The 13,560-nt window shown below is 70.4% G+C and carries 6 protein-coding genes; all 6 read right to left on the bottom strand.

All coding sequences use genetic code 11. The features are described from left to right. The 6 genes from BLQ50_RS02450 to BLQ50_RS02475 all read right to left on the bottom strand — a co-directional run bounded on the left by BLQ50_RS02450 (position 1) and on the right by BLQ50_RS02475 (position 13,443). Positions 1-2,139, bottom strand: a complete 2,139-nt coding sequence (locus BLQ50_RS02450; protein WP_093180933.1) for an iron ABC transporter permease — start codon at positions 2,137-2,139, stop codon at positions 1-3. Further along, positions 2,136-3,197, bottom strand: a complete 1,062-nt coding sequence (locus BLQ50_RS02455) for an iron-siderophore ABC transporter substrate-binding protein (RefSeq protein ID WP_093180934.1) — start codon at positions 3,195-3,197, stop codon at positions 2,136-2,138. The genes BLQ50_RS02450 and BLQ50_RS02455 overlap by 4 nt, the downstream gene beginning before the upstream one ends. Positions 3,198-3,239: 42 nt before the next feature. Beyond that, positions 3,240-4,061, bottom strand: coding sequence for an ABC transporter ATP-binding protein (locus BLQ50_RS02460; RefSeq protein WP_093180936.1), 822 nt, complete (start codon positions 4,059-4,061; stop codon positions 3,240-3,242). Between the two features lie 277 nt (positions 4,062-4,338). Then, entirely contained in the window at positions 4,339-5,193 is an 855-nt protein-coding gene (locus BLQ50_RS02465; RefSeq protein WP_093180938.1) for a helix-turn-helix domain-containing protein, read from the bottom strand. Between the two features lie 254 nt (positions 5,194-5,447). Beyond that, the gene (locus tag BLQ50_RS02470) at positions 5,448-8,024 is read right to left on the bottom strand and encodes a winged helix-turn-helix domain-containing protein (RefSeq protein ID WP_093180939.1); all 2,577 of its coding nucleotides are present in this window, start codon (positions 8,022-8,024) and stop codon (positions 5,448-5,450) included. 211 nt (positions 8,025-8,235) lie between these two features. Continuing rightward, positions 8,236-13,443: an SdrD B-like domain-containing protein gene (locus tag BLQ50_RS02475; protein WP_093180941.1), complete on the bottom strand. Its 5,208-nt coding sequence runs from the start codon at positions 13,441-13,443 to the stop codon at positions 8,236-8,238. Positions 13,444-13,560 lie beyond the last annotated feature (117 nt).

Raw genomic sequence — 13,560 nt, forward strand, 5'->3', positions numbered from 1 at the left:
CTACTGCTCGCGCGTCCGGCGCAGCAACCAGACGAAGTAGGGGCCGCCGACCAAGGCGATCATGAGCCCCGCGGGCAGCTGGGCAGGGGAGATGAGTGTCCGGCCCAGAGTGTCCGCGACGGACACCAGCAGGCCGCCGAGCAGCATCGAGACCGGGATCAGGCGACCGTGCCGGGCGCCCACCAAGCTGCGGGCGAGATGAGGTGCGACGAGTCCGACGAAACCGACGGCGCCGATCGCCACGACGCTGAGGGCGGCGAGCACCGCCGCGATGGTGAGCAGCACGAATCGGGTGCTCTCCACCCGTACCCCGAGGATGCGCGGGGTGTCCTCGTCGATGGCCATCAGGTCGAGCTGGCGTCGCATCCCGAACAGCACCGGCACCGCGACGAGGAGACCCACGGCGACAGGCAGCACGTCGGGAAGTGTGCGCCCGTAGGTCGTGCCGGAGAGCCACGTGAGGATGCGGGGAGTGTTCCACGGGTCGGCGCGCAGCAGCAGGAACGTGGTCACCGCGCTGATGCCGTAGCCGCAGCCGATGCCTATCAGGACGAACCTGTCCGGCAGCAGACCACCGCGCCAGGACAGCAGGGCGATCAGGGCGAAGGTGGCCAGCCCCATCGCGACGGCCATGGCGATGAGCAACGGCCGGCCGCCGTCCAGGCCGGAGGTGACCACGATCACCGCACCCAGCCCGGCGCCGGCCGTGATGCCCAGGACCCCCGGCTCGGCCAGCGGGTTGCGGACTGTGCCCTGGACGACACAGCCGGCCAGCCCGAGCGCGGCTCCGGCGAGGACTGCGGCGAGGACACGCGGCATCCTCTCGTCGAGAGCCTGCCCGACGAGGCGGGGAGCCTCGCCCTGGAGCCAGAGCGCGACGTCGCCGACGCGCAGCCACAGGCCCCCCGCGAGCACGCCGATCACTGTCGCCGTGGCCAGGAGCAGCGCGGCGACGGTGACCGCGATGACGAACCGTCGTCGGGACCGGAGAGCGATCCGAGCGTGCGGCGGCTGGCGAGTGGACCCCGAGTCGCGCATGCGCAGGGCCAGGATCACGATCACGACGGAGCCCAGCAGGGCGGTGGGGATTCCCGTGGGGATCGAGGCGGCGCCCTCGGCGCCGAGGATGCCTCGCAGCGTGGCGTCGGCGAGCAGGATGAGCAGGGCGCCCAGCAAGCCGGAGACAGGCACGAGGAAGATGTGCCGGCGAAGCGCACCGACCCGACCGGCGAGGAGCCGCGCGAGCACGGGAGCCCCCAGCCCCACGAAGGCGATCGGGCCCGCGAGCGTCACCGAGATGCTCGTCAGCAGCACCCCGCAGACCACCGCGACGACGCGGGTCGAACGGACCGGGACGCCGAGGGACGACGCGGCGTCGTCGCCGAGTGCGAGCACGTCGAGGCGTCGGCTCAGCACCAGGGCGGCGCACAGCACCACCACGATGACCGGCGCCGCCCGCACGAACGCGTCGAGGTTGAGCTGGCTGAGCGAACCGCTTCCCCAGGCGAACAGCCCGGTCGTGTTCTCCTTGAACAAGATCAGCAGCATCGCCGTCGCGGCGTCCAGAGCCATCGCCGTCGCCGAACCGGCCAGGATGAGCCGCGTGGTGCCCGTCCCCGCCGCGCTGCCGGAGAGCCCGAGCACGAGCGCGGCCGCGAGCAGGCCGCCGGCGAAGGCGACACCGCTCGACGCCCAGAGCGGCACGGCGAGGCCGAAGGCGGCGACGGCCGAGAGCGCGAAGTAGGAGCCGGCGGTGACCGCCAGGGTGTCGGGAGAGGCGAGGACGTTCCTCGTGACGGACTGCAGCAGCGCCCCGGCGACACCGAGCGCGACGCCCACCGCCACCCCTGCGAGCAGGCGCGGCAGGCGGGAGCCGGTCAGCACGTTGCTGACCGGCACCCCGCCGGTGCTCTCCTGGGCTCCCGTGAACAGGCGCAGGAGGTCCCACATCCCGACGCTGGAGGTGCCCTGCGTCAGGTGCCACATCCCGGTCAGGGTGATGGCGACGAGGAGGGCGGCCAGCAGGGCCACCCCACTCGCGCTGCCCGCGTTGGTGCGGGGCTGGACATCGGTGGCCGGCCGCTGCTCGGGTGCGGTGACAGACCGCTGCTCGGTGGCGGCGCGGACCGGGGTGCTCACCCGTTCAGGAGGGCATCAACGTACGCGTCGATGGCCTGCTGGCACGAGAGCGGTCCGCCTGCGCCCCAGACGCCAGCGGGGAAGGCGTACGCCCGTCCTTCCTGCACGGCCGGGAGCGCAGTCCAGATGGGGTTCTTCTCGAGCTCGGTGACGTAGCTGCCGGCCTCCTCGTCGTTGGAGTAGAAGAGGGTGGCGCTGCTGACGGCGGTCAGTCCTTCGATGTCGGTCTGGCCGAGTCCGTACGCGGGGTCCACGCCGCCGCTGCCGTAGGCCGCATCGATCTCATCCGTCCACGCGGCCGTCATGCCGAGCTCTTCGCCGAGCGCGGTGAACAGTGCGCCCTTGCCGTACGGGCGGATGGTGACGTTGCCGCCCTCGATCCAGCCGTCGAAGAAGAGAAAGTCTGACGTCGGCAGCGCCGCGGCGGTCACCTTTTCCTTCGCGTCGGCCAGGTAGGCGTCGAACTCCTGCAGCACCTCCTCGGCCCGAGCGGTGCGGCCCGTCGCCTCGCCGATCATCTCGAACACGGTCTTCATGTTCCCGATGGGGTCGGCGCCGTCGGCACCAAGGGTGGCGAGCACGGGCACGCCGCGCTTCTCCAGCTGGGCGATGAGCTCGTCGTCGGCGCTGAACGCCTCCACGATGATGAGATCCGGGTTCGTGGCGTAGAGGGTGTCCAGGTCAGGCTCACCACGGGTGCCGACATCGACGACCCCCTCGGGGATCGTCTCCGCGCTCACATAGGTGGCGTACCCCTCGGCGTCAGACACCCCGACGGGCGTGACGCACAGCGTGAGCGCGTCCTCGATCTGCTGCCATTCCAGAACCACGATCCGCTCTGCGGGCTTGTCGAGCTCGACCGTGCGGCCGACGCCGTCCGTCATGGACACCGGGGCCGTCGACGTCGTCGTCGTGTCCGCTGCGCAGCTCTCCGACGACGGCGTGGTGGCGGCATCGGGGCCCGCCTCGGCGACAGTGGTCGTGCCGCAGGCGGTGAGGGTGAGGGTGGCGACAGCAAGCGTCGCGGCTGCGGTTGCGAACGTGTGGACGCGGATCATGAAGGGTCCTTTCATCAGGGCCGTGAGGAGAGAGGTGAGGATTCAGGTGCGGGCGGGATGTCGCCCGACGGGATCGATGCGGAGGCGATTCGTCCGAGGGTCGAGGCTGACCTCGACCGGTATGTCATAGACCTCGCTGATGTTCTTCGCGGTGAGGGTCTCGACCGGGCTGCCCGCGGCGTGGATGCGACCGGCGGCCATCAGCAGGAGCGTGTCCGCGACACGCGCCGCGTGGTCGAGGTCGTGCAGCACGATCCCGACGGCGACGCCGTGCTCGTCGGCGAGGTCACGCACCAGGTCGAGGGTCTCGATCTGATAGCGCATGTCGAGGTGGTTCGTCGGTTCGTCCAGGAGGATCACCCCGGTCTCCTGCGCCAGGCAGGCGGCGAGCCACACACGCTGGACCTCACCGCCGGAAAGCTCTCCGACGGCACGGTCCGCCATGCCGGTCACCCCGGTCGCAGCCATCGCATGATCGATCGCGCGCCGATCCTGTGCGGACAACCCGGCAAAACCACGCCGGTACGGGTGGCGTCCGAACGCGACGACCTCGCTCACCGCGAGACCTTGTGGCGCGGGCCGGGACTGGGCGAACAACGTGACCTCCCGAGCGAACTCGCGCGCGCTGAGCAGGGACGCCGGACGCGCCTTCTGCCCGTCGCGTGCGCCCAGGGTCACGTGTCCCTCGTCCGCGCGATGGAGCCGAGCCAGCGAACGGAGCAGTGTCGACTTACCGCTGCCGTTCGGGCCGACCAAGGCGGTCACCCGGCCGGGCATCAGCGTCGCCGAGACACCGTGGACCACGGTGTGCTTGCCGTACCGCAGCACCAGCTGCTCTCCGGTGAGAGAGGCTGCCGTCGTCATGCGGGACCGGTGGCGTCTGTGCCCGCACGGAATGGGGCAGGGGAGGCCGTGCGCGGATCGGCGCGCAGAAGGAGTGTCGAGAGCATGACCAGGCCTGTGTCAGAGCGGAAAGGGGCGGGCGTGGCACGTGTCCGGACGAAGCTGGCGGAACATGCCGCCGGGTTCTGTCGGAGTCCTGGCTTGACCGCACGCGCTGCGCGAGAGGTTAGGACTGCCTTGCCTTAGTGACAATAGACCCCGTGGTCGGGCGTCTGCAATCCTGATCTGGAGACAGTTGCTACGGGTTTTCGGACACTGGCGGGCGTGCCCGTGGGGTGCCGAGGAAGGCGCCCGGTGTGGTCCCCATGACTTGTCGAAAGGCCGCGATGAACGAGCTGGGCTGCGCATAGCCGATCCGTTCGGAGATGGTCTGCACGTCGCAGCCCTCCGAGAGCAACGTCAGCGCACGGTGCATGCGCAACGCCTGGCGCCACTGCACGAACGACAGACCGGTCGAGCGGCGGAACGCGCGCGTGATCGTGCGCCCGCTGACGCCCAGGGCCTGAGCCCACTCGTCCAGGGAGCGGTCGTCGGCGGGATCGTCCAGCAGGGCTTCGGCGATCGTGTCGATACCGGCGTCACCCGGGAGCTGCAGTGCGAGCTGCCGCTTCGACGGCTGCAGCACGTCGAAGACGACGGATTCCGCCCGGGATCGGGCCGCCGCGTCGAGATCCGTGCGAGCCAGATGGCTCAGCAACGACTCAAGTACGGGCGTCATCTCGATGATCGTCGGCCCGTCGAACACGACGGGTGTGCTCTCGGGAGCGAAGACGGCGGCGAAGAACTCGACCCTCGCCGTCAGCCGCCCCGCGTGCACCGCACCGGCGGGCAGCCACAGGCCGCAGCCCTCCGACACGGTGAAGACACGATCCCCGACGCGGGCCGTCAGCGTCCCGCCGCGCACCCACACCAGCTCGTGCATCGGATGCGAATGTGGTTCCCACTCCATCGGAACCTTGGGTGTCTCCGACTCGGCGCGGATGACGAACGATGCCGGCGTGCCCCCCGGCACGGTCGTCGCCTGGCGCACCACGGTCCTCGGCTCGCGCCGCCATGCCCCCAGACCCGCATCATCACGCAAGGACCGGGTCATGGCGATGAGTGTACGGGAGCCCGCATGGCGCCCACCCGACCCAGCCCCCCCGCTGAGTGCGGCCGAATGGCTGGATAAACCGGACGCCGGCCAGCCGTTTGGCCGCACTCAGCGATCGCTCGGCGGCGCCCGCCAGCCGCCGCCCGCCAGCCGCCAGCCGCCGCCCGCCAGCCGCCAGCCGCGCGCCCGCGAGTCGCCAGCCGCGCGCCCGCCGGTCGCCCAGCTCGGCGGCTGGCTAGCTGGGCGGTGTGGGGTCAGGTTCCGGGGACGCCCAGGTAGCCGAGCATGTGGCCGGCGGCGATGGCGCCCAGGCGGTCGTGGACACCGAGGGACCGGAACAGGTTCTCGACGACGACGACGGCGTCGGTCGCGGGGATCCCCAAGGACCTGGCGATGGTGTCGATCCTGGCCCCGGCGTCGAGGGCGCGCAGCAGATCCTGCTCGTCGGCGGCCAGGGAGACCATCAGCTGGTGCTCGACCAGGGTGAGGGTGATCCCGGCGGACTCGAGCCGGGCCAGCAGCACGGACGCCTCCGGCACCCGCGTCACCATCTCCTCGAGCAGTGCCCTGGGCACTGCCAGGAACGGGCGGAGCAGGAGCGGGTCGGCCAGGGTGATCGCCTCCCGCAGGTCCGCCGCGGCCCCGAACCGGTGACCCTGACGGTCACGCGCCACGGTGCGGGTGAGCAGCATCTCGACCCGGAGCCGGTCCGGCATCGTCTCCCCGGCCAGAGCCGTGTCCGCGATCGCCAGCGCGCCCTCGACGTCGCCCACCTGGAGGGCGACGTCCGCATGCACCGCGTTGACCAGCTCGCCCGGGGGGACGGCGCCGAGGAAGTTCTTCGCCCGGGTGGCGTTGCCGCCCCACACGTTGATGGTCGCCGCCGTGGCCGTGAGCATCTCCGAGGACAGTGTGCCCCGCCCGAGGCTCGTGCGACGGTCGTGCAGCGCGCGGCTCAGGCCGGTCGTCGCGGAGAACAAGTCTCCGCTGAGCACCCGCAGGTGTGCTCGGACGTACTCGTCGACGAACCACGCCGGTGGAACACCGACCTGGCGCCTCGGGTCCGGGGACGGGAGCAGCCGTCGAGCCTCCTCGAGGTCGAGCTCATCCAACGCGATCAGCGCACCGACCAGGCGGTCGAGCCGGTCGTCGACGAGCTCGAGGGTCACCAGCGCGCGGGAGAACCCGCGCGACCGCTCGAGCATCCGCCGTGCCCCCGAGAGGTCACCGCACAACGCCTGCGCGAGCGCGCTGTACTCCGCCGCCGCCCGTGCCAGGGGCTCCATCGCGGTGCTGCTGCGTTCGAGGCACTCCTCGAAGTCCGTGATCGCTGCCCCGAGGTCGCCGACCAAGCACCGCGCGATCCCGGCGTGCAGCAGGAAGAGCGGCAGCGCAGCCCCTGCCCCGAGCGGGTCCCCAGGCCCGAGCAGCGCCTGGGCGCACCGGGTCACCAGGTCGGCGGCGGCGACGTCGTGGTGGCAGGCCCGCAGCGCGAGGATCTGGGCGGTCGCCATGGTCAGGGCGCGGCGCAGGGTCGGCGGGTCGAGGACCTCGCCCGGGAGAGGCAGCGTCGTCGGACGGTCGAAGACGTCGTCGTCGAAGCGGGCCAGCACGTCTCGGAGCCGCACCAGGCCCAGGTGGCCCCGGAGCTCGGGCGCAGGGACGGCGGCGAGCGCGCCGAGCAGCCCCCGGGGATGGTCCAGGACCAGCGGCACGGTCTGCTCCTCGGCGATCGAGACGACCAGGTCCCAGTCCTGGGCGAGGACGGAGTGCCGGAGGGCATGCTCGGGCAGGTTCCGAAACATCTTCGCCGCATGGCGGTGGGCGGGGGCATGCTCGGCGGCGGCAGCCGGGCGCACCCGGATCGCGTGCACGACGGCGGGCAACAGCGTGTAGTGCCGTTCGCCGTCATGCAGGCGAGACCGCGTGAGACCGGAGCGCTCGAGGTCGGCGAGCGCCCGACCGGCGAAGGGCGACCCGGTGAGACGGCGCGCGAGCGGACCGGTGAGCGGGTCGAGGATGCTGACCTGACGGATGAAGTGGCCCACCTCGGGGTCCACACGCTGGGTGTCCAACGCGGCCAGGTAGCCACCCGCGACCTCCCAGCTGGTCTCGGTGTATCCGGTTCCCGAGGACGCGACACGGTCGATTACGGTGCGGGTCAGGACCGGCCACCCCCAGAGCCTGCTGTGCAGGTGGTGGGCCTGGGCTGGGGTGAGCGGGACGCCAGCTGCCGCGGCGAGTTCGAGGGTGTCCTCCTCGCTCAGGGCGAGCTCCGCGGAGTCGAGGATCTGGGCGTCCGGACCGAAGAGCGCGTCCATCGCGAGCGGTCCGTAGGGCCGGCAGGAGATCACGACCTGCAGGTGGGGCGAAGAACGGAGGAGGTCGACGATCTCGGTGACGATCGCCCCGACCGGGGACGGATCGCTTGTCGGAGTGCTTTCCGCGGCCTCCAGCCCGTCGATGACGATGAGCAGGGGAGCGGTGAGCGCGGCGACCAGGTCGCACACGTCGTCGTACGTGGTGGCTGGAGGTCGGCCGGGGGTGAGGCATGCGCTGAGGTCTGTGGCGAGGGCGACCCAGAAGGAGAGCGATGAGACGGGTGGGGCGCGCAGGCCGTGCCACGCCAGAGCGCGGCTCTGGTGCGTGTCGCCCAGCCACGAGGTGATCGCGGCGGTCTTGCCGAAACCCAGGGGCGCGCGCAGGACCGTCATCCGGTGCGCTGCGTCGAGCACCCGGCGGACCCTGGGGCGGATCACGTACGGCTCGGGGACGTGGGGGATTTCCGGCGTGGGGTGGCCCGGGCCGAGCGTGAACGCGTGGTCGGGCATGGATCGCCTGTCGATCGAGGACGTGCGGGCGTCGTTGCTGCGCGACGTCTTGGGGATGCACGTGTCGATCAGAATTTTAGCGGTCCGTACCACTGTCGAGCGACGTGGGCTCGCCGCGAAGCGCTGCAGGACGACGCAGGGCCCCGAAGAGGATCTCCTCGGGGCCCTGCGTCTCTCGCGTGCGGAGGTCAGCCCGCATGCGGGTCTGTGTTCAGCGCATGCTGCGGCGCCGTCGGGTCAGCACCACGAGGGCCGCTCCACCCGCCAGGAGAGCGGCGCCGAGCGCGATGATCCCCGCGACGTCCGATCCGGTGAGCGGCAGCGTCGGGGTACCCGACGGGGTGACCGCAGGCGGGGGAACGGCAGTCCCCCCGCCGGTGTTCGGGAGCGTCGGTGCCGGCGTGGGAGTGGGCGTCGGCTTCGGGTCAGGCGTGACGACCGGCTTCTCCTCCTCGGGGCGGAGAACGACGCCGGCGTCGAGGGTCGGGTCGATGAACCCAGCCCTCAGCGCACGCTTGGAGTAGTCGGTCCCGGCGACCATGTGGGGCAGGTCGGCCGAGGCGGCTCCGAGCGTGAAGACCTGGCTGCGGCCGTCCGGGCCCGCATCGGAGTCGTAGACCGCGGAGTCGACCTCCGGGTCGGCGCTCACGGCGTGGCGCGTCGTGAACGTGTAGCGCTCCTTCTGCTCGGGAGTCAGCGTGAACTCCACGAAGTAGTCCCCGGCGGGCAGCAGGTCGAAGACATAGTCGCCGGCTGCGTCGGTCTGCGTGGTCGAGACGAGCGTGGACGAACCATCACCGTTCACGCGGTACAGCGCCACATCGACGCCGGCCAGTCCCTCCTCGTCCGGACCCTGGAGCCCGTCCTTGTCGGCGTCGATCCAGACGCGGTCGCCGACGGCGTACTTCTGGGTGAACGCGATACCGGCCTTGTTCGGCTCGAGGGTCCCGTACTCGAGCACCCCGTTGTGGTCGGTCGTCACGAAGACCACCATGGAGTTCCACGCGGGGGCATTCAGCTCGGGTGCCTCGGGCGGAAGGCTCGTCCCGGACCGGGTGCGGAACGTGGCCTGGATGCCCTCGCCGGGCTGGAGCGCGTCAGCGAAGTCGAAGGTCAGCTTGAGGCCCTTGACCGTGGTGAGGTCCGCCGGAAGGACCGTGGTCCAGACCGACGCTTCACAGCCCGGACCGAAGGGGTCCGCAGACTTGGGGACTCCGGTGAAGACGCAGGTCTGATCTCCCACGAGGTACTCGGTCGTCGTCGTGGTGCCGGCCGGGACCTGGGAGAGGTCGAGGTCGCCGACATACGTCGGCGCCCAGGTGGAGCCGCGGGAGATGGAACTCAGCGCCTTCGACGTGCCGAAGTCCCCCGCGTAGGGGAAGACGTCGACGATCGTCAGCGTCGTGGCCGGGAGGTTCCCGGTGTTGGAGACCCGCAGACGCCAGGTCTCGGTCCCACCCGGCTGGGTGAGCACGAGGCATGGCACCCGGAAGAAGCCGCCGTCGTTCACGCAGTCCGTGGGGTCCAGCGGGTTGGTCTTGATGACACCCGTGGCTGTGCCGCCGTCGGGCACGTCTTCCTGAACGTCCTTGATCCGCAGATAGGACTCGCCCGCGAGGACGGCGACGGTGACCGTGTCCGTGAAGCTGACACCGGCGTCGGCCGTGAAGTGGAACTCGTTGGTCACCGACGTGCCACCGGCGACCCCCGCCCGGATCCGCATCGGCAGCGTGACTGAGTACGTCTCACCGGGCAGGAGCACCGTGCCCTCGGGGAAGGAGATCGTGATGGCCTGCCCGTCCGGTGACGTCTCGACGGTCACCTTGCTCGGGTCCGTGGTGATCGACGCCGTCGCCGGCGTCGCGGCGAAGGTCGCGGACTCGTAGTGGATCGGGTCATAGGTGATCTGCGCACCGGCGACGTCGTGGGGCAGGTTGTCGGTGAAGACGGGGTTCGTCATGACCGTCGTCCCGGAGTTCTTCACGGTGAGCGTGAAGTCGATCCGCGCACCCGGCTGGGACGCGGAGGTGGAAGAGGTCTTGGAGACCTCTGCCCCGATCGTCCCGGGGGTGACCGTGTAGGTCGCGGTCTTCGGTGCGGCGTCGACCGTGCGGCCGGTCGCGACGAGCGAGCCCGAGACGACGTTCGTCACGGTGCCCGGCGTGGTCTCGCCGGCGTTGGCGGTGGCACTGGCCGTGGTGGAGACCTCACCGCCGCTGCGCAGCTCGAGGCGTGGAGAGACCGCGAACTTCAGGTGGTATCCGGTTGTCGACGAATCCGAGACGCCACCGGGCAGGGTCGACCCGTCCGTCGTGGCCGCGACGAGGCGGATGCCGACGACCGTCTCGGGGGAGACCCCGGTGGGCAGGGCGGCAGCCTCGGGCGGCACCGATCCGGCCCCGGTCGGGATGGTGAACGGCGCTCCGGGGAACCAGTCGGAGCCGACGAGGAACTCCAGGTGGCCCCGTGTGGCGCTGTTGCTCCCGCCGCGGACCGCGGTCACCTTGGCGAAGGTGAAGGCGTTCCAGAATGTGGTGGTGTCATCGGTGATCGTGAGAGTCGTGGGTCGTCCTTCGTCGACCGTCCCGGTGAGATGCACGTTGACGACCCGGTCCGGGTCGGCGCTGCGCAAGGTTCCGGTCGAAGGGTCGAGGCGCTTGGCTACGGACATGGCGAGCGGCTGCTTGTCGGCCGGGTAGATGGTCGTCGTGTCGCTGTCTTCGTCTCCGGGGCCGGCGACGATCGTCCCGAGGACGACGTTGGTGATGTCGGTCGTGCTCGTGATCGGAGTCCCGGCGGTCCGGGTGTGGGTGCGCAGCGAGGTGAGGATCTTCACCTCGAGGACGCTGTTCTCGATGAGCCTTCCCCCGGACGTCACCGAGATCCCCGTCGCGTTCGCGAGCTGGGAGGAGGTCAGGGCCAGCGCCTGGGTCACCGCGGTTGCTCCGGTGAAGGTGAACAGCGCCCCGGCGGCCCCGTGCACGACGACGCTCGTCGTGGTCGGGTCGTAGCCGACCGGGATGCTGATCGCGGAGATCTTCTGGATGTCGACGAACTCGAAGCTCGACGTGGCCGGATCTGTGCTTGGAGCCGGATCGACGAGCTGGAGCGAGGGCACCCGGATCCCCGAGGTGTTCTTGACGCTGAACGTCATCATGGTCGTCGGGGCGGGCGCACCGTCTGCGGGGATGACGAGGTAGTCGGAGATCGTCTTCGTCGCCTCGACCGAGCGGATGTCGGTCGCGGTGGTGCCGGGGCCGGTCGTGATCGTGTCGTCGTCCTGGACGACCTCACCGATCGTGTCCAGCGTGCCGAAGCCCTGCGACGTCGCCACGTTCGTGATGGTGCCATCCTCGGTGCCCGCAGTGACCCGCGTGAGGAGGATCTTCGCGGTCAGGGTCTGACCATTCTTGAATCCGGCCGGGTCGGTGGTCGTCAGGACGAAGCGCACGCCGTCGAGACCGGTGGGGAGCGCGTTGTCATAGACCGTCATGGGGCCGGGGACGGTCGTGATCTCGGTGCCGGACCCGATGGGTCCGTCGGTCTTCTCGATCCGCAGCGTCGCCCCCGCGGGGACCTCGACGCGCGCCACGCTGGTGGCCACGAACGGTCCCCAGAGGTTGCTGCCCTCGGGGGTGTTGGCCTGGTCTTCGAGGACGAGGGTGTGGACGGGCACGGTGGACTCGTTCACCGCAGCTGACAGGGTCGCGAGCAGCTCCTGGCCGACCACGCCGGTGATGACGGACGGCGAGAGCGTCTTGGACACCGAGGTGGTGACCTTGCGCTCGCGGACGGTGAGCGTGGCCGTGACCTTCGCCGGCGCGGCCGAGGTCCCCGCGGCGACTCCGTCCACCTGGACTTCGTTCGGGATCGTGGTCTGGGCGATCGTGGTGCCCGGTGTGGTCGTGCCCGGGCTGGTGCTCACGAGGAAGGGCACCTCGGCCTTGGCGCCGACTGCGATGTCACCGGTGTAGGTGACGGTGAACCCGGACACCGGACGGCCTATGGCCGGTACGGGCCACGAGTCGCCGGGCGCCACCTGCACGGCGGTGGCCGCAGGGCCCGCGTCGGAGTACTTGAAGGTGACTGTGGCCGCGGTCGCGCCCGCTGGCCAGGTTGTGGTGCTCGCGCCGGAGGCGCTGGCGGTGGCCCCGAAGTTGACGAAGGTGAGCTTGTCGGCTCCGAAGGGGTTGGCCCCCGTGGCGGAGGGTTCCGTGATCGTCATAGACGACAGCGGCTGGTTCGAGGTGTTGGTGGCGGTGAGGCGCACGATGCTCGTGGACCCGGCCGTGATCGTCGACGGGGAGAAGGACTTGCCCGCGGCGACGCTCACCTTGAGCGGCTGGATCGTGAAGGAGGCGGAGGCGTCCTTCATGGCCTCACCCGCCTTGGTCACGACGGTCGCGGTCGCGGTGTTGTCGACCTTCGTCACGCTCGGGTCGATCGGCAGGCGCTGGGTGACCAAGACCTCGACCGAACCCTGTGTGCCGTCGGCGGTGAGGGTGGCGCCTGTGCTCGAGGTGAACTCGAAGCTGATACCGGTGACCTCGGAGAGCGTGATGCCGGCGGGCAGCGACGCCGTTGCGGACGGGCCGGAGGTGACGGGTCCGCTGGGCGTGGTGACGGTGACCGAGACGCGGTCGGCGCCCTGCGGGAACACGACCGCACCCAGTGCGGTCAGCGCGACGGCGTCGAAGGGGTTGGGCGTATCGGCCTTCGGGTCGGTGACGGACAACGAGGTCGCCGCGATGTTGGAGGTGTTGCGGAGTGTGAGGGTGACGGTGTTGGTGTCCGGGGACCCGGCCGTCTGGCTCGGTGATCTCCACGACTTCCCGACCTCGACACCCGGGGTCTCGGTGATGTCCGGGACGACCGTCTGGCTCGACTCCTCCTCGGTCTCGTGGGTCGAGGAGATCTTCGCGGTGTTGGTCACGTCCACGCCGTTCCACGACACGTTCGTCGATTCCGGCATCTTCGCGGTGATCGTGATCGTGATCTCCTGCCCGGCGGGCAGGCCGACCTTCCCGGGGAACCGTGGATCGGTCTCCTTCAGCGCGACGGTGAGGCCGTTGTCCGCGACTGTGACGACGGCCGGGTTCTTGAGGTTGGTGATCGTGTGCGAGACGTACACGAGCGGCGCGGGGACCGTGTCCTGGACGATGACGTCCTCGCACATGATGTCCAAGCTCGAGCAGCTGACCTCGACCTTCCAGGTCATCGAGTCGCCGGGCTTGATCCGCGTCGTCGTGCTTGTCTTGTCGATCGTGAGCTTCGCGGCGTTCGCGGCGTACGCGGTGGCTGGAACCAGACCCGCGAAGACAAGTGCGAGGAGCATGGAGAGCGCGGTGAGCACGGAGAACGACCGGCGCCGCCGGGCCGATCGGTCCGGCCGGTCGATGGGCATGGAGGGTGAAGGCATGGACAGCTCCGGGGTAGCAGAATGCCCAAGACAGGGGCGTCCCACCAGCCGATCACGGGATGGCGGGCCCGCAGCCAGAGATCAGCGTGAAATCCGGGGTGAGACCTCCTTCACCCG

Origin of the sequence: Sanguibacter gelidistatuariae, from assembly GCF_900096585.1 — a bacterium.
Taxonomy (GTDB): domain Bacteria; phylum Actinomycetota; class Actinomycetes; order Actinomycetales; family Cellulomonadaceae; genus Sanguibacter; species Sanguibacter gelidistatuariae.

What these genes read in the sequence shown, in the direction of transcription:
- BLQ50_RS02475 (WP_093180941.1), bottom strand. Translation starts at nt 13,443, where the DNA reads ATGCCTTCACCCTCCATGCCCATCGACCGGCCGGACCGATCGGCCCGG.
- BLQ50_RS02465 (WP_093180938.1), bottom strand. Translation starts at nt 5,193, where the DNA reads ATGACCCGGTCCTTGCGTGATGATGCGGGTCTGGGGGCATGGCGGCGC.
- BLQ50_RS02470 (WP_093180939.1), bottom strand. Translation starts at nt 8,024, where the DNA reads ATGCCCGACCACGCGTTCACGCTCGGCCCGGGCCACCCCACGCCGGAA.
- BLQ50_RS02455 (WP_093180934.1), bottom strand. Translation starts at nt 3,197, where the DNA reads ATGATCCGCGTCCACACGTTCGCAACCGCAGCCGCGACGCTTGCTGTC.
- BLQ50_RS02460 (WP_093180936.1), bottom strand. Translation starts at nt 4,061, where the DNA reads ATGACGACGGCAGCCTCTCTCACCGGAGAGCAGCTGGTGCTGCGGTAC.